Origin of the sequence: Acinetobacter sp. WCHA45, from assembly GCF_002165255.2 — a bacterium.
Taxonomy (GTDB): Bacteria; Pseudomonadota; Gammaproteobacteria; order Pseudomonadales; family Moraxellaceae; genus Acinetobacter.
In genome coordinates this window covers 1,516,317-1,534,337 of sequence record NZ_CP028561.1, presented here as the reverse complement: position 1 = coordinate 1,534,337, position 18,021 = coordinate 1,516,317, and the positions used below count along the sequence as shown (strand labels likewise).

Sequence of the window (18,021 nt, the reverse complement as noted above, 5' to 3'; positions counted from 1 at the left end):
TTATAGGTTCGATATGAAAACAATCTCTCAGGAATTGCCAGATTATTTTGAATACTTTGAAGATGGTACACAGTACTACTTACGCCAAGTGCAATATCCACAGGATATTCCTTTATTACATCAATGGATGCATGAGCCACATGTAATTCCTCAGTGGCAGTTAAATAAATCGGAACTAGAGTTACAAGTTTACTTCGACAAAATGTTAGCAGATGACCATCACCGCTTATTAATCGTCGGAATTGATGGCAAAGATGTGGGCTATACCGAAATTTATGAAGGTAAACGAGATCGTTTAGGTCGTTATTACGATGGTGATGAGAATGATCTCGGTTGGCATCTCCTGTTTGGTGACAAATCCGTGTTTGGCAAAGGCTTCTTGCGACCAACCATTCGGTTACTCAGTTTTTACATTTTTGAACATTCGAAAGCTAAAAAAATTGTGGGTGAGCCAGATCATACCGTTAAACCATATGCAGCAGTAGTGGCAGAGCTTTGTTATGAAAGCCAACGTTTAATACCGATGCCTGAAAAAACAGCGATGTTGTACTACTGCTTCAGAGAAACTTTCTATAACAAGTTTGGGGAATATTACCAAACCTCACAACAACAGCTAGCAGATCAGCCAGCCAAACTCCTGAGTGTTACATGAGCTTATATATCAATGAAATGCATATCTTAGACATGCGCTTTGCGGCGAATGTCTCTGTTGCAGAATTTGAACAATGGTTAGCACGGATTCAGCACTATTTCGAACATAAGCAAAATTTCGTGTTGATCATGCAAACCGATGTAAATACTGAATTTCCTGAAGAATATAGAGCAATCCAAGGCAAATGGTATAAGCAATATAAACAAGATTTTTACCAATATTGCTTGGGTTTTGCTCGTATTGCTCAAGATGAAGAAGATCGTATTCGATTGGATACACCAGCTCTGCACAAAGCTTGGCATGTTCCATATTTTGTAAGCGTAGATAAAGCTGAAGCCACACAATGGGCTTTGCAGAGGTATTTATGAATCAAAATTCATTAAATATTCAGAAAGTCTCAGCCTTGAGCCTGAGTGTCGTGGTGGTTTTATATCTCGCGCATGCCTTACCACTGTATTTTTATAATGTGGCCTTACCTGCAATTCTGCGTCATCAAGGCGTAGATTTACGTTGGATTGGCATGCTGTCGCTGCTGTATATCCCATGGGCCTTTAAGTTTTTTTGGGCACCACTAATCGATCGTTTTTATTTCAAAAAACTCGGTAAACGTAAAACTTGGCTTTTGTTTACACAAATAGCTTTGGTGTTGGGGGTCGTTGCTTTGGCACTTACCCAATTCGATTACGGTCTTGGTGTATTTGTTATTGTCGGTTTATGGATTTCAACTTTTGCTGCAACTCAAGATATCGCAATTGATGGCTATACGGTCGAAACCTTTTCAGAATCTGAGTATCGACTAGGCAGTATGGCGCAAAGTATAGGTGTTGCGCTTGGCAGTATGGTTGGTGGAGCAGCAACTTTATGGCTGTATGAGCTTTATGGTTGGCAAACTGCACTGATTTCCTTAGCCGCTATGACAGCACTGACCATGCTTGCAGTGTTTCAAATTAAAGAAAAAACCAATACTGCAAAAATTGCCAAGCAAGCACCGAGTCTGATCCGAGCCTTTAAGCGTCCTGAGATGTTATGGGCTCTGGCTTTGATTGTCTGTTATCGCATAGTGGAAGCACCCGCAATGGCCATGCTGAATCCGATGCTGATTGATCAAAAATGGTCATTGGCAGAGATAGGTGTACTGATGTCTGTGATTGGCGCAGGCATTGGGTTATTGGCGGCAGTGACAGCTGCTTTCCTACTAAAAAAAATAGCAGCAACACAATTACTGATTTGGGCTGGTTGGGCACGCAGTTTGGTGTATGCCTTACTGGGCATCGCGGTCTTACTCAGCTGGTTTAATCAGTGGCACATGTTATTGGGGCTATTTGTTGTAGTTATTTTGGCGATTCGTTATATCGCGATGACCGCTTTATATGCCCAATTTATGCATACCAGTTCTAAGGAACAAGCTGGAACAGACTTTACCATTTTGGTCTGTTTTGAACTTCTGGTTTATTTCATTGGCGGTGCAATGTCTGGTTTCTTGGCCAAAGCATTTGGTTATGGAAATTTCTACCTCATTCTCGCAGCAGCATCTGTGTTGAGCGTCTTGCTCAGCCAAGTGTTAATCCACAAAGCAAAACAAACGGAACAACTCACCTAGGGGTCATTTATGAAAGTACGTTCACTTTCGACATCATTAACGCTGTTAAGCTTAGCAATCAGTACTCAGCTATATGCTCAAACAGTTGAAACAGATGCATCTGTTCAAACGACTGCTGCTGTAACAAGTCAGAAACCAACCCAACTTGCACCTATTGTACTGACAGCATCGCGTTCAGCACAAAGTATTGCTGAAATTGCTGGAACGGTTCAGGCCATTGAGCAAAAACAGATTGAGCAACAATCTGCTGCGGGACGAAAACTGGCAGATATTTTAGCTCAATTAGTACCGTCTTTAAGCCCAAGTAGTGGTACAACAACCAACTACGGTCAAACCATGCGCGGCCGTCAGGTACTGATATTAATTGATGGCGTAGCACAAACTGGTTCTCGTGATGCATCTCGTCAATTAAATAGTATTAGTCCTGACTCAATTGAGCGTGTTGAAGTCGTTTCGGGCGCAAGTAGTATTTATGGATCAGGGGCCACTGGTGGGATTATTAATATCATCACTAAAAAAGGGTCGACCGATGGGGTTCATTTTGAATCCAAACTCGGTGTAACCTCTGGCGATAACTTTAAAAGTGATGCTTTAGCCTATGAAGCATATCAATCAGTTGCCTTTAACCAAGGAGACTGGAATGGTTTTCTTGGGGCTGGTTATACCAAACGTGGTGAAATTCAAGACAGTCATGGTAATAGAATCGGGCCAGAAGTTGCACAGACTGACCGTCAAGATACGGAAACTGTTGATGTCAATGGGCGTTTAAGCTGGCAATTTACAGATAAACAGAAGTTAAGTGTGGGTGCTCAATATTACAATGATAAACAAGACTCAGATTATGGTCCTGATTATGGTCCTGATTATGCAGTTTTCAAAAAAGGTAGTGCACCAAGTTTAAATGCGTTAAAAGGTTTTGAAATTGACGATCAACCCTTTACCAAGCGCTATGCGGTCAATGCTCAGTATCAAAATACAGATTTATTAGGTCAGGAACTTAATGTTGAGGCTTATTACCGTAACGAGAAAGCAAGATTTTACCCGACCGTACTTAGTAACTTTATCCCAGCCGGTTATTATTTAGCTTATCAGTCAGAATCTGATATTGATGTGGCAGGTGTCCGTGCTGCAATGACATCTAAGCTTAATCTTGATGATCGTGATTTAAAACTGACTTATGGTATTGATTATGATCATGAGAAAGATAAACAAATTGCTGATTTGTATAGCATGACTAATAATGGACTGAAATATAATAATACTGGTCGTAGTTATGACTTCGGCCCAGATGCCACCATCAAAAATTTAGGTGCATTTGTTCAGGGAAATTATGACTTAACAGATGCATTAAATGTACAGGCAGGCATTCGATATCAACGTATTGAAAGTGATACTACAGCATTTAAACCCACTGTCGCAGCTATTCAAGGGGATATCACAGGTCAAGCTGTAGGTACCGTCGGAGCCGGTTCAGTTAAACATGACAAAACATTGTTTAATTTAGGGGCTGTTTATAAATTAAATGATCAGCAACAAGTATTTGCGAACTTCTCACAAGGTTTTAGTTTGCCTGATATTCAACGTGTATTACGTGATGTTTCAGCAGGTTATGTTGTGCGCTCAGGTAATGTTGATCCGATTACGGTCAACAACTATGAACTTGGCTGGAGATTCCAAAATGATCTAGGAGCAAATTTAGGTTTAACCACGTTCTACAATACATCAGATAAAGTGGTTCAATTTAAGGCAGATCGTTCTGTAACCGTTGCAGATACAGATCAGCGAATTTTTGGCGTTGAAGCAAATGCAAGTATGCCTGTTTTAGATCAGTTTAGTGTTGGTGGAACAATTGCCTATACGCGTGGGCAATTCAAGGATGCAGGTGGTTATTGGCGTGAACTGAATGCCTTACAAGTTTCACCTGTTAAAGGTACATTATTTGGTGAATGGAACGATGACAAAGGTAATGGTTTAAGGGTTCAGATGTTAGCTGTGAAGGGAACGGATAAAGCATATGAAGATTCTCTAAAGGCGAAATATGATACCAATGTTCGCCCAAATGCAGCGACGAAGATCAAAGGCTATGCCGTTATGGATGTGATTGCCAATGCGAAAGCTGGCCCAGGAACGGTAGGCTTTGGTGTTTATAACGTTTGGAATACAGAATATAAAACTGTATTTAGTCAAGCAGCTGAAGCTGTATATAGTCCTATCTCTAGCCTGCCTGCACAAGGCCGTACTTATGGTTTGAGCTATACCCTCAAATACTAATCTAATCAAAAAGGCATCTGTTTAGATGCCTTTTCTGTTGATGATTTTCATGATGAACAATAATTTAAAGTTTTTAGCGCTGGCTGCTTTGATCAATGGAACTTGTTTTTCCATGATTCTCCCTTTACTTGCTCCATTGACACGACAATTACATTTATCTGAATTCCAAGGTGGTGTGATTGTTTCAGCAGGGGCAATCTGTATGGCAATTGCCTCGATCTGGATTGCAAAAAGGAAAAGTCAGCTATCTCCCAACCAACTCGTCATTTATGGCTTTTGGGGAATGACCTTTACTTGGGCTATTTTTACCTTGATTCTGTATTTTGGAACACATGCGATTTTACCCACGTTATCCATTTTTATCTTACTGGTATTGAGTCGTGCTTCTACAGGCATTTTTATGGCTTTGCCACAAATTGGTCTGCAAAGCTATGTGATGACACATGCAAGTGAAGCCGCTGATCGTAGCAAACAAATGGCTATGTTTGGTGCGATGAATAGTTTTGGGATGATTATCGGCCCGTTTGCAACCTCAGTTTTATTGTTTGGTGGTTTGCTTTTCCCGATGTGGATTGCTGTGGTTTTACTTTGCTTAGTCAGTATTGCACTCGGCATCCTGTTTAGTAAAAGTCCGCAAGTTCAGGCTGAGTCATTCAATCCGCAACAAGATAAAGAAAATCCACGAGCGAATGAGCCAATTCTGAAGCGAAGTCTGATCTGGTTAACTCTAGGTTTTGTCACTTACGTTGCAATTGTGACTTTAAATATGACGGCAGGATTTTATATTCAAGATAAGTTTTATCTTAGTAGCCAACAGAGTGCAGTTTATTTTTCTCAATGCATGTTGGTTGTTGGCATTTGCCTCGTACTGACCCAACTTTTAATCGTGAAAGTGTTTAAACTCAAATTAAATAGTTTGGTGATTATTGGTTTGGTCACCATGTGTTTTGGTCTATTACTTTCACTCTACGCACCTACAATTTTTGTATTTCAGGCCAGTTATATTTTTTATGGTATTTCTGTGGCGTGCTTATTACCTGCATTTACTACAGGCGCTGCCCAAGCGGTATCTCAGCAATCACAGGTTAAAATGGCAAGTTTTTGTACGGCGATACAGGCATTAGGTTTAATTGTTGGCCCCTTACTCAGTACATTTTTGTACCGTTTTAATACCCATTTCCCATTCTATTTATTACTGTTCTTAACCCTATCGATTGGCCTTTATTTTAGTTGGATGTTGATTCGAAAAGAAGCTGAAACTGCATTGCTACTTGATGAATAAAAGGGGTTTTGGTTAAAAATAACTCATCTTTTTTCTCATAATGCAAGTATTCCGACTGTTTTAGTCATATATTGCTGTTATAAGTTGTCTTTATGTTTATTTTTTAATCAGATTTATTTCATTTGTTTACTATCTGAATTTTAAGCCTATTTTTTAGTTACTCTATAAAAAGTATAACAAAACAGAGGAGTAACAATGCTGATTTTTCATGATTATCCTGTTCAAGGAGCACTTTTTGACATGGATGGAACAATGTTTGATACCGAGCGTTTACGCTTCCAGACATTGAAACAGGCATCAAAAGAGCTGATTGGACAGGAATTTTCAGATGAATATTTGATGCAGTGTCTAGGGTTAAGTGCCAAAGCATCTGAGCAGCTGGCACAAAAGTTTTATGGTACAGATGTTCCTTATACTGCTATCTGTAACCGTGCGGATGAGGTTGAATTAGAATCTGTACGTAAAAATGGTGTACCGATTAAAAAAGGGCTAATTCAAGTTTTAGAACGTTTAAGAAAATCTGGCCTAAGAATGGCCGTTGCGACCTCAAGTCGTCGAGCAATTACAGAAGAATATCTAATTAATGCCAATGTCTACAAATTTTTTGACCTATTGGTCTGTGGTGATGAAGTTGAAAAAGGTAAACCGCATCCAGAAATCTTTTTAAAAGCGGCACAGAAACTCAATCTACAACCGCAACAATGTTTAATGTTTGAAGACTCGGAGAATGGTATTTGTTCAGCCTATGATGCAGGCGGAATCACGATTTTATTTAAAGACATTAAAGAACCCAATGATCATATGCTCTCTAAAGCAAATTTTTACTATCAGGACATGTATGAGTGCCTGAAAGCTTTGGATCAATATATCCCTGAAATGGGTATGCCACAATTACAAGAATTATTTCCGCAAAGTGTCAATCAATTGACTGTTGGGATTCATGGCTTTGGTGCTATTGGTGGGGGATATGTGGCACAGATTTTGTCCTATTGGGATGGTTACACACGCCCAAAACGCGTTCTGGCATCAACCCGAAATCGATTATATTTAGAATCAGTGAACAGTTTTGGTAGCTATAGTATTCGATATGATCAGTCTTGTTATGATGAGCGTATTGATAATCTGACTGTGATTGATGCTGACAATGAACAGCAGATGTTAGAAATGTATATGCAATCTAGCCTGATTGCACTGTGTTTACCAGAACAAGCGATTGAGTCCGAGGCGAAAACGATTGCGAAGGGACTATTCGCCCGTTTTATGTCAGCAGATGCGGACAATAATGAGCCCATTACCTTTTTGATTATTCTCAATAAAGTGTGTGCAAAGTATTTGGTCTTAAAACATATCCGTGAAGCCTTACTTTCCATGACGAATGAAGATATTGCAGAACATATTTTAAGTGAACATTATTTTTGCGATACCGTGGTCAATCGAATGGTGTCAAAACTGACGGATCAGGCCTTATTTCGTCAGCTCAATATTAAGCATAATCTGTTCAAACAATATCAAAATGATCTCAATCCAGAAACGATTGAACTTTCAGAGGAAACCGCTCTGACTGTAAAGCAAGAACAGCAGATTACCCATTGTTTAGAAGACATGCGTGGGCAGTTTCAAACAGGGCAATTCTTACAAAATATGGATCTGATCCTATTCCATAGTGAAATGGATATGCCGATTTATGTGGAAAATCGCAGCCCATTGTTGAGCAAAATGCGTCAAATGATTTTGGTGGATCAGATTTCTGAGATTCAAATCCTTAAAAATCGTTTGTGGAATGGCTGTCATGCGATGCTTGCTTGGTATGCCAGTTTAAATGGGTATGAGACGATTGGTATTGCGATGGCTGATTTAGCAGTTCGACAATATGCTGAAAGACTGGTTGATGAGGTTAAATTAGGTTTAGCTAATTTAATCCCAAATCAAAAAAAGCAATTGGATCGAATGGCTGAGAGTTTTTTAAACTCATGTCGATCTGCTTATAAATATCCATGTGAACGTGTAGCTCGTGATCCGCTTAGTAAACTCAATTTGAATGAGCGTGTTTTAGGTAGTTTAGAATCTCATGTACAGCAACAACTTCCTTATCAGAAGTTAATGCAAGGTGCAATTTATGGCTATGCCTATGCACTAAAAATGCTTGGGCTGGACGAGATTAAGATTGTAAAGCATATCCAGAGCAATATCGAACATATGGACATTACTGAAAATCAGAAGAAAGCCTTGTTAAACCAGCTCTATCAAGGGGTTCAGACAGAGCTCAAGGACGAAGTATTCCTGTCACAACAATCTGAGGAATTGAAACCTCTAACCGCTTAGGCATTATTGATTATAGTGTAAAGCAGCTTAACTTCGATCTAGGTTTATGTTTGAATAACATAACTTTAAACAGAATGCTAAAGTTGTGTTATTACAAGCAGACACCCAGCTGATTGCGACCGAAATACGTGATTATCCCGAATGGCACAAGGGCCGTTCAGATTATGGGCTTTGGTATATTGAGATTGATCAACCTGAATTGATTCAATATTTAGATGAAATTCAAACACAGTTTTCTGATCTATTACTTGCTACACAGCAACGCCAATATCACATTACTTTATTTGTTTGTGGTTTCTTACAACCTTCAGCTCATCAGTACGATGACGATTTTCAGATTCAACAATTACAGCAGCAGATCAAGCTGATTGAAGCATTACAGCTCAAACCTTTTGAGCTTGAAATCATACAGATCGATAGCTTTAGTAGTGCTTTGTTTCTACAGATTAAAGATCATCAGGGCGTACTAGAACTAATTCGTCAACAATTTGCTCAAGTATCTGGGGAAATTGCAGCACTCGAATATTGTCCACATATTACTTTAGGCTTGTATCGTGAAGCTTGGCTGAGTGATATTGTACTTGAGCGGATGCAACAACTTTCGGTAAAAACTATAAATATTGAGGTCAAAAAACTGACTTTTGGTTATTATAAAGCACAGATTTTACAAGGATTCCTATATTCTTATCGGCAAATTGAACTAGGTTAGACATGTTGCAACTAATTTTAGGTGGGGCGCGCTCAGGTAAAAGTCGTTTGGCAGAACAAACAGCCAAAGAGACAGGTTTATCGGTCATTTATATTGCAACGGCGCAGGCCTTAGATACTGAAATGCAGCAGCGTATTGCGCATCATCAACAACAACGTCCTGATGATTGGCAATTGTGTGAAGAACCTATTTTTCTTGCGGATCAACTGTTGCAATTAGATCAAGATAATCAAGTGATCTTGGTGGATTGTTTGACCTTATGGCTCACCAATTTATTGTTATCCGATCATGCTGAATTACAACAGCAGCAAACAGACAAATTTTTAAACCTATTACCCCAACTCAAATCACATATTATTTTAGTGAGTAACGAAACTGGACTGGGTGTCGTTCCTATGGGTGAAATTAGTCGTCGATTTGTGGATGAAGCGGGACGTTTACATCAAGCTTTAGGGCAATTAGCAAATAAAGTAGTGTTCTGTGTGGCAGGTTTTCCAATGATTTTAAAAGATGAGAAATAATATGACTGAACAAGCGCAATGGTTTTTAGCCGAAGTACAGCAACCTGATCTAGATGTAAAACAACAAGCTGAGCAACGTCAACTTCAATTGACCAAACCAACAGGCGCATTAGGTGATTTAGAGCAAATTGCGATTAATTTATCTGCTTTACAAAGAACAGTTTTCCCTAAAATTAACAAACCTTGGATTACTATTTTTGCTGGTGATCATGGTGTTGTAGCAGAAAATGTTTCAGCCTATCCTCAAGCAGTAACTCGTCAAATGTTGCAAAACTTTGCTTCGGGTGGTGCAGCAATTAGTGTAATTGCTAAACATCATCATGCCCATTTACAAGTGATTGATTGTGGGACAGTAGGCGATAGTTACAATTATTTTGGAGTTGAATGCCATACTATTCGTGCTGGCACTGCTAATTTTGCAGAGCAAGCTGCAATGACCAATCGAGAGTGTTTAGCAGCGTTAGAGCTAGGTAAAAATAGCGCTGATCTTGCTAAAGCGAAAGATGCGGATATTTTTATTGCAGGTGAAATGGGAATTGGCAATACATGTTCAGCTTCAGCACTTGCTTGTTTGTTGCTGTGTGAATCAGCCCAGCAACTGACAGGTTTAGGAACAGGAATTAATATTGAGCAATTACAACATAAAATAAAAGTGATTGATCAAGCAGTAAAGCTTCATAGAGCAAATGTGGCCAATGATGCATTAAAAATTCTGGCTGCTGTAGGTGGTTTGGAAATCGCTGCAATCACAGGGGCTTATTTACGATGTGCACAAATTGGTTTACCAATTATCGTCGATGGCTTTATTAGTTCGGTCGCAGCTTTATGTGCAGTACGTATTCAACCACAAAGCCGTGAGTGGATGCTTTTTGGACATCAATCAGCGGAATATGGTCATCAGCGTGTTCTAAAAGAATTGGATGCCCAACCAATCTTAGCAATGAATTTACGTTTAGGGGAAGGCAGTGGTGCTGGTGCGGCATTATCTATGATTCAGCTTGCCTGTGTCTTACATAATCAAATGGCAACATTTGCTGAAGCTGCTATAACAGGAGATAAAGTTGCAGATTGATTTACTGCGACATGGTGAAACGACTTTAAGCCATACGCTACGTGGGCATTTGGATGATGACTTGACTGAACAGGGTTGGTTGCAAATGCAATCAACCATTCAGCAGTACATCACTACTCCAATGGATTGGGATGTGATTATCAGTTCACCTTTGCGGCGCTGTCATTGCTTTGCAGAGCATCTGGCAAATCAACTTGGATTGCCAATGCGGGTCAATGAGCATATCAAAGAAATGCATTTTGGCGATTGGGAAGGTATAGCGACTCAAACTATTTATGAAACAGCACCTGAGCTATTGGCTAATTTCTGGCAATTTCCAACGCAATATCATGCTCCAAAAGGAGAGTCTTTGCTTCAATTCAAGCAACGAGTCATAGATGGTTTTGATGAAATTTACGAGCAAATGCAACGACAGGATTGGAACAAGGCTTTAGTAGTCACACATGGTGGAGTGATCAAATTACTTACCTGTTTAGCACGTCAGCAAAATCTAGATGATTTATTAAAAATGCCTGCTGAACTGGGCAAGCTCTATCAACTTGAATGCTCTAAAAGATTAGATGAGATGTATTTTGAAGAAAAACATTGATAAATAAGTAATAAGAGATTTTTCGATCATCACACACTGCCATAAAATTGTAATCGGACTGTCATTGTCACTGCCTATGATACATGGCATTTGTTAAACGATAAGCAAATTCATTATGAATATATTATTGAAAAGCAGTGTGTTATGCATGAGCATTTTATTGGCGGCAATGTAATAACGACGATCACTCAGAATCAAAAAAATCCCAGAAAATAACGCAGTATCAAAATATTATCAGACTAAAACGCCATACCAACCACAACAAGATCTAAAAAAATATGAAGCAATTCCACAGGATTTCAAACCTGTTTTTACAGAGTTAGTCGCACGTCATGGTTCTCGAGGATTATCGAGCATTAAATATGATTTGGCACTTTATAATTTATGGAAACAAGCCAAGGCTGAGAATGCTTTAACAGCTTTAGGTGAAAAACTAGGTGCTGATTTAGAAAATACGATGAAAGCAAATATTCTGCTTGGTTACGGCATAGATGGGATGCGCCAGTATGGATATCGCAATGAAACGATGCTTGGTATTCAAGAACATCGAGGTATCGCAGACCGTCTTTTACAGCGTCTATCTGATCTATTTAAAACAGCAGCGACACAACCTGAATCTATCTTAGTTCAAAGCTCAGGTGTAGATCGTGCGGTTGACAGTGCCAAGTTTTTTACTGCTGAATTGATTCAACAACAACCCCAATTGAAGAATCAAGTTACACCTGTTTCATATACCAGTTTAACCAGTACGAGTATCCCATCTATTGAGGATGGTGGTGTAGATCGTTTTAAACTTTATTTCCATAGCTTGAATAAAGATCAAGATTTAGCTAAACCATTATCAACTCAGCAACAAGCAATTTATGATGCAAGTCAAGCCTATCAAAAATTTAAAGTCGAAGCTGATTTACTTAACAAGCTTAAGGAAATTGAAAAAGATACTCGTGCAGAACAAATTGCGCTGAGTGTGCTTAACCCAATTTTTAAACCTGAATTTATCAAAAAGTTAGGTACAACGGGCTATACCTTTAGTAATAGCGGCGCTTATACCGTGACATCGCCAAAAGGTGAAACCATTACAGAAAAAGGTAAAGGGAAAAATACCATTGCAAGTGCTGTGGATGCAGCAGCTTATCTTTATGAATTGTATTCAATTTCTGGTGGTATGCAGCTTGAATTAAAAGATGTAAATTTTGATCAATATATGCCTGTAGATGCAGCAAAATTCTATGCTGAATTTAACGATGCAAATGATTTTTATGAGAAAGGGCCAAGCTTTCAAGAATCAAATGCTGTCACCAGTAACATTGCTCAAGGTCTAAAACAAGATTTGTTTAAGCAAGTAGATGCAATTGTCGATAAACAACAGTCCCACCGCGCTGTGTTACGCTTCGCACATGCAGAAATCATTATTCCACTGGCGACCAGTTTGGAGTTACATGACATGATGCAGCCTTTGCCTTTACGTCAAACCTATAACTACAGCAATAGTACGTGGAGAGGTGAAGTAGTATCGCCAATGGCTGCGAATTTACAGTGGGATATTTACCAAAATGCTCAAGGCACAACTTTGGTAAAAATGCTCTACAATGAAAAAGAGACCTTGTTTAAATCATCATGTAAATATGCACAATATAGTACCAACAGTTTCTATTATGATTATTTGAAGCTCAAACAATGTTATCAAATTCAATAATCTAAGAATTAGTTTTTCAAATTGGGAATAGCCTTGCTATTCCCAATTTTATTTCCTCATAATTGCTAAATTATGAATCGAATATGATTGAGCTTATATGACGCCTTTTTGGATTGCCTTGCAATTTTTGACAGTTTTGCCGATTAACTTAAAAACGATGCCCAGTGCAAAACAAAATGGTCAGGCGATTTTATTTTATCCATTTGTAGGCTTATTGATCGGACTCATTCTGTTTAGTGTATCTCTGATTTTAGTTAAGCTGCCAATTTTATTGATTGCCAGCATCATTTTAGTGTTATGGATATGGCTCACAGGTGGACTTCATCTTGATGGTTTAGCAGATACAGCTGATGCTTGGGTCGGTGGTTTTGGTGATCCTGAACGTACACTCAAGATTATGAAAGACCCAACCTGCGGTCCAATCGGTGTACTGAGTCTTGTTGTGGTTTGTTTACTCAAATTTGCTGCGCTGTATGTGCTGCTTGAGCAGCATCTCAATACTTTTTTGATTTTAGTTCCAGTACTTGGGCGTAGTGTTCCATTATTTTTATTTCTAACCACAGCTTATGTTCGTGATAAAGGGCTAGGACGTTCAATTACTGATTTTATTCCAAAGAAACTTGCGTGGACTGTTTTTGTCATTACAATTACATTACTTTGTGTGTTTAAATGGTTGGGATTGGTGACTTTTATCTGCTTTATTGCTGTGTTGTTTTTTTTAAGAGCCTTATTTATCAAAAGAATTGGTGGGATTACTGGTGATACTGTTGGCGCTGCAATTGAGCTGGTTGAGACAGGTTTAATACTAAGTTTTGTGATGGCTTCATTTTATATTTGATGGGTTTAATTTTAAAAAATTGATCCTCCTTAGACTAAGAAGGATCAACAAAGAACTTAGAACGATTTTCGAATTGCTAATGTGCAACCTAAGATCACCAATAAAGCGATGAGTCCAGCAATACTACCTAACAAGATATCTCTGAGCGTTTTATCTAGTGGTAGCCATGTCCACTTATGTAGATATGCAAAACTAAAACCTTCTAAAGCATCTTGTTGAGTGACTTGCGCTGCAATCACACCGCTACTTGGCTCAATATACAGCCTGAGTTGATCACTTAAATTGCTTTCAACTTTAACTACGGGTAAACGTTTGTTGATAAAACCATATTCACCACTAAAACTGGTGACCCATGAGCTTTGTGTAAAGTGATCCACTGGTAAATGTAGATAGTCGGCAGCCAACTGCTTACTTTGCTCAAGCGTATTTAATTTTGTCGCGGTATTCGCATCAATCAATTCAATTGCAGGGGCAGCACTTTGAGGATGATGATTATGATCATGTTCTTTGGCTACGGTCATGCTGCCTTGTAGCTGTGGTTTACCTGTCAATTGAACCATCCAACCTGCTTGAGCGTGATCTTGAGCAAAGGAGATCGGTACAAGATTAAGGCGTTGTATGGGGTGTTGAACAGCCGTTTTCCATGCGACAGCACTTAAATCCTGTGTATAAAATATTGGTTGAATGTTCACAATCTCAGATTTTTTATGCCAAATATGATAGAAACCACTGAATACCCATAGCAAGATAAATATACTTAGATTGATGCCCAAATAGCGATGTAAAAAGCGAATTGGCTTGTGAGCTAAACGATGGTTCTGGCGATTACGAATCCTAAAAAACAATCCAATACCCATACAAGTCAGTACCAAAATGCCAATCAAAGCAATTTGCATCAGTATACTTTGTCCTGTCCACGGTTGATCACCCCAAGTCCATGTATGACCTAAACGAAATATTTTCGCCATCCACATTTTTTGGTCATTGGAGAGTGTGGCTAATCGAGATTGTGATGGATCGACATAAGCTCTTAAACCATTATCAAAACTTACACGCCAAACAGGCAATAAACGATTCACACTTGGATAATCATCACTAAACTCAGTGATCAGTTCGGTCGAAACGATCTGTTGTTTGGCTAAACCTGTATACCAAATTGCAAGACGTTTTGCATCTTGTTGCTCTCCATCTGTGATGAGTTGACCCGATCGACTATCAACGTATTCCGCAATGTTTTGATTTGGTTGTAAAACTCGATAAGCCACAAATTCAGGTTGTAGCTGAATGGTTTGTAATCCTGAAAATTCTTCAATTTTATGCTGCTGTAAAACCCAAGGTGCAGGCAAAGCATTTGTTAAATTCAGTTGCTGAGGTGGAGGCATTCTTTTGACGGGTTGAGGTTGTGTTGCACTCATGATTGGATGCAACACACCTGTTAAAGACCACATCAAAATCAGAATGCCAAGCATCATTCCAAAGCTACGATGAAATTTCAGTAACTTCTTGAGTAGATTGGCATTCATTGTTTATTTTCCAAAATGATAACGTAAACCTAATAAATAGGTTCGTGGTGCTGCAGGCGTATAACTAGCTTGATTACTGCTATATGAAGTGCTGTCAGCATAATGGACATCAGCTACATTCAGAATTTGCCCATAAATCTCATAAGCATTTTTACGATAATTTGCACGTAAATTTAGAATGGTATGCCCATCATATTTTTCAGTATTAGCATCATCGATCCAATATGAACCGACATAAACACCTTCAGCCGAAAGTAATAATGCTGGAATAGGTTTGATTTGATATTCAATTGTGCCAAAACTTTTTGGAGAGTTTGGCATTGTATTGCCACTATAGTTGAGTATTGATGAGGGCTGAAAATCTTTATATTCGTGTTTGGCGATACTTCCAGATAACTTTAAACGTTGATCATACTGTTCAGTAATATTCCAAGTTCCACCAATTTCGATACCTTGATGTAAGGTTTTGCCTGCATTTCTTGGTTCACGGGTATTATCAGGTTTTGTATAACTTAGAACTTCATCCTTACCTTGTAAACGATATAAGGTAATTTCTCCATCCAATCGGTCATCTAAAACTTTGAAACGTAAACCCGCATCAATATTATTAAATGTAGCTTCTTTTAAGTTTGGTGTGACCAGATTTGCGCCATATAAACTACTAACCTCTGGTGGTACAAAACCTTGTGACCAATTGCTATACAGATCTAATTCAGGTGAGATATTCCATACAAAACCAAGTTGAGGGCTTGCCTTGTGAAAACTACGTTTTTCGTCTGGCGCACCTGTAACTTTAGAGGGAACAAGCTTGTTATCAAAGTCATAACCGATCCAATCATAGCGTGCACCACTAACCAAATTTAGATTCGGCAAAGCTTGCCAATTTGCTTGTGTGTACAATGCTTGGTTATTGACATCAACTTTGAAATCACGTAACAACTGACGTTGTTTGAAACCCGCATAAACTAGCGTGCTTGGATCACGAAAGACTTGAATATCATTGGTTTGAGCTTGGTTCGGTGAATGATCTGCCATCGCCCCAATGATCAATTTAACCTGATCCAAATTAATGGAATGCTGTAAATTTAAGCCATAAGATTGAAAAGCGTTATAGGTGGTTTGCCCGCTATAAGTTCCTGTAGGCTTTTTATCTTTCACATCAGTGCGAATATTGTAGCTCGGATTTTGATCGGTTGTATTGTCGCGATAATATACAGTCAATTGACTTTGTTGTTGATCATCCCATTGATGGTTAATCTGTGATGAAATGCGGGTTGAGTCTACTTCTCGATATGTAAATGTTTGATAGCTATAACCTGGACGTTTGCTAAAATCATTTGCATTTAGGCTACCCGTCATATCGGTTTTTAAATAGTTGTAGCTGAAAATATTTTTGATTTGAGTGGCATCTGATATACGCCAATCATGTCTTAAGGTCACACTTTGCTTATTACTTTCAGCATGATCTTGCCAGCTATCACCACGATCACTGGCATAGGCAGACAGTCTTAAACCATGTTCACCATACTCAGTATCAAACGTATTGGATGCGCCTAAGTCTAAACGGCGATAACCTTCAGAGCTTGCACTCAAACCTAAATCAGCAGTTGGAGTTAAACTCGGTGCTTTGGTGAGGAAATTAATCGTACCGCCAATTGCATTATTTCCATACAAGCTACTTGCTGGGCCACGCAAAATTTCAATGCTATCAATTCCAACTAAATTTACTTCATATAAAGCATTGTGGTTAAACACACCGACAGGACGGATTGAAATACCATCTTCTAGATATTGATAAACAGCAGAAGTGGTGATGGGTTGACGAATTGACATCATATGTTGTTCGTTGCCCAAGTCATTCATTAACACACCTGGGGTTTGATTAACTAACTGACCAATGAATGTGGCATGTTTATCATCTATATCTTGGCTACTAATTTTGCTAATCGCAGCAGGAGTACTATTTATAGATTCACCTTCACGGCTTGCCGTGACTACGATTGTAGCTAGGGTTTTTGTTTCATTTTCAGAAGCTGTTTCAGCTAGAGTGATTGAGCTGTAGGTAATCGATAGACATGCTGTCGTTAATACTGACAAACGGAATTGAGTATTCATATTTAACTCTATAAAAGCAATAAACGAGGCTGTACCGCAGTGAGACACTGGATACGGAATGTTAAAAAAGCATTTTTATAGAGCGAGCGGTGGTGCTTGTTTAATTGGAAAAATATAGAAGATACGTGGAATTTGCAGATCTTCTGACCACGTATAACATAGGCATCGTACACGACTAAACCAAGCCAGTACAAAGATTAAAATAAATGCAATTAAAGGAATAATTGCAACAGCATCTAAACCATGTGTACATAAAGGACAATGCTTCATGATTTGTCTAGCAAGAGCAAAAACCTCTTTGGCATAGTCACTCAGTTGATCATGCGCAGTCCATTGTAAATGCTGTTGATGATGCATTTCATGCATAGCGTGATGGTGACTTGAATGAGATTCAGACAACATCAAACTATTTTTAATATCTGTGACTTGGCAATGTGTAGGCATTGCATAGAGTGCAGGTACGACGCCAGTATGTACCATCGTTGGTAAGAAGATATGCCAGAGTAAACAAAGCAAAGTAATCGCACCGAATGAGGCACGCCACTTTAGCAAGTGTTGACGAAAACTGGACTTCATATCAGCAATACGTCGTAGGGGAAATGTGGCAGCAGTATAATTAAAAAAATGTTACAGTTCAAAACAAATTCAATATCTAAGAACACAAATATATGGCAGATTACCGTATAAATTTTCCAGTTTTTTCGATGACGAAGAATGGGTGTTTGAATCTAAAGGATGGATTATTTTAGTATTAACGTATAGAAATAAGAATTATGAATTAGTTTTCTACGACCCTGTTCGTTTGATGCAAACACTAAATGATGATTTAAA

General features: G+C 38.7%; 14 protein-coding genes and 1 pseudogene. 12 read left to right on the top strand and 3 right to left on the bottom strand.

Annotation, left to right across the window (positions count from 1 at the left end):
- The first annotated feature begins 13 nt into the window (after window positions 1-13).
- The 12 genes and pseudogenes from acbD (at window position 14) to CDG55_RS08780 (ending at window position 13,552) form a co-directional block, all read left to right on the top strand.
- The gene (gene acbD / locus CDG55_RS08835; protein ID WP_087537079.1) at window positions 14-652 is read left to right on the top strand and encodes an acinetoferrin biosynthesis acetyltransferase AcbD; all 639 of its coding nucleotides are present in this window, start codon (window positions 14-16) and stop codon (window positions 650-652) included.
- Window positions 649-1,020: a hypothetical protein gene (locus tag CDG55_RS08830; RefSeq protein ID WP_004961737.1), complete on the top strand. Its 372-nt coding sequence runs from the start codon at window positions 649-651 to the stop codon at window positions 1,018-1,020. Before acbD ends, CDG55_RS08830 begins: the two co-directional genes overlap by 4 nt.
- Window positions 1,017-2,252, top strand: coding sequence for an MFS transporter (locus tag CDG55_RS08825; protein ID WP_087537080.1), 1,236 nt, complete (start codon window positions 1,017-1,019; stop codon window positions 2,250-2,252). Before CDG55_RS08830 ends, CDG55_RS08825 begins: the two co-directional genes overlap by 4 nt.
- 9 nt (window positions 2,253-2,261) lie before the next feature.
- Complete coding sequence (locus CDG55_RS08820; RefSeq protein WP_087537081.1) at window positions 2,262-4,523, top strand: TonB-dependent receptor; 2,262 nt, start codon at window positions 2,262-2,264, stop codon at window positions 4,521-4,523.
- Window positions 4,524-4,548: 25 nt separating this feature from the next.
- Entirely contained in the window at window positions 4,549-5,805 is a 1,257-nt protein-coding gene (locus CDG55_RS08815) for an MFS transporter (protein WP_087537082.1), read from the top strand.
- Window positions 5,806-6,000: 195 nt separating this feature from the next.
- On the top strand, window positions 6,001-8,127 hold the full coding sequence (mtlD, locus tag CDG55_RS08810; RefSeq protein WP_087537083.1) for a bifunctional mannitol-1-phosphate dehydrogenase/phosphatase: 2,127 nt from the start codon (window positions 6,001-6,003) through the stop codon (window positions 8,125-8,127).
- Window positions 8,128-8,212: 85 nt separating this feature from the next.
- Window positions 8,213-8,836 carry a 2'-5' RNA ligase family protein gene (locus CDG55_RS08805; RefSeq protein ID WP_087537084.1) on the top strand — a complete coding sequence of 208 codons (624 nt, stop codon included), beginning with the start codon at window positions 8,213-8,215 and terminating at the stop codon, window positions 8,834-8,836.
- A 2-nt stretch (window positions 8,837-8,838) separates the two neighbouring features.
- Window positions 8,839-9,357: a bifunctional adenosylcobinamide kinase/adenosylcobinamide-phosphate guanylyltransferase gene (gene cobU / locus CDG55_RS08800; RefSeq protein ID WP_005160251.1), complete on the top strand. Its 519-nt coding sequence runs from the start codon at window positions 8,839-8,841 to the stop codon at window positions 9,355-9,357.
- A gap of 1 nt (window position 9,358) precedes the next feature.
- Window positions 9,359-10,429, top strand: a complete 1,071-nt coding sequence (gene cobT, locus CDG55_RS08795) for a nicotinate-nucleotide--dimethylbenzimidazole phosphoribosyltransferase (protein WP_087537085.1) — start codon at window positions 9,359-9,361, stop codon at window positions 10,427-10,429.
- Window positions 10,419-11,018 (top strand): histidine phosphatase family protein, encoded by a 600-nt coding sequence (locus tag CDG55_RS08790; protein ID WP_087537086.1) that lies wholly within the window; start codon window positions 10,419-10,421, stop codon window positions 11,016-11,018. Before cobT ends, CDG55_RS08790 begins: the two co-directional genes overlap by 11 nt.
- A gap of 115 nt (window positions 11,019-11,133) precedes the next feature.
- A pseudogene (locus CDG55_RS08785) lies at window positions 11,134-12,714 on the top strand (histidine-type phosphatase).
- A 97-nt stretch (window positions 12,715-12,811) separates the two neighbouring features.
- Window positions 12,812-13,552, top strand: coding sequence for an adenosylcobinamide-GDP ribazoletransferase (locus CDG55_RS08780; RefSeq protein WP_087537087.1), 741 nt, complete (start codon window positions 12,812-12,814; stop codon window positions 13,550-13,552).
- A gap of 56 nt (window positions 13,553-13,608) precedes the next feature.
- Here the strand turns inward: CDG55_RS08780 and CDG55_RS08775 are convergent, their stop codons facing one another.
- From CDG55_RS08775 to CDG55_RS08765, 3 genes are all read right to left on the bottom strand, one after another.
- Window positions 13,609-15,075 (bottom strand): PepSY domain-containing protein, encoded by a 1,467-nt coding sequence (locus CDG55_RS08775; RefSeq protein WP_087537088.1) that lies wholly within the window; start codon window positions 15,073-15,075, stop codon window positions 13,609-13,611.
- A gap of 3 nt (window positions 15,076-15,078) precedes the next feature.
- A complete protein-coding gene (locus CDG55_RS08770) occupies window positions 15,079-17,190 on the bottom strand; it encodes a TonB-dependent receptor (RefSeq protein ID WP_087537089.1) in 2,112 nt (703 codons plus the stop codon).
- A 75-nt stretch (window positions 17,191-17,265) separates the two neighbouring features.
- Window positions 17,266-17,766 carry a hypothetical protein gene (locus CDG55_RS08765; RefSeq protein WP_087537090.1) on the bottom strand — a complete coding sequence of 167 codons (501 nt, stop codon included), beginning with the start codon at window positions 17,764-17,766 and terminating at the stop codon, window positions 17,266-17,268.
- Between the last annotated feature and the right edge of the window lie 255 nt (window positions 17,767-18,021).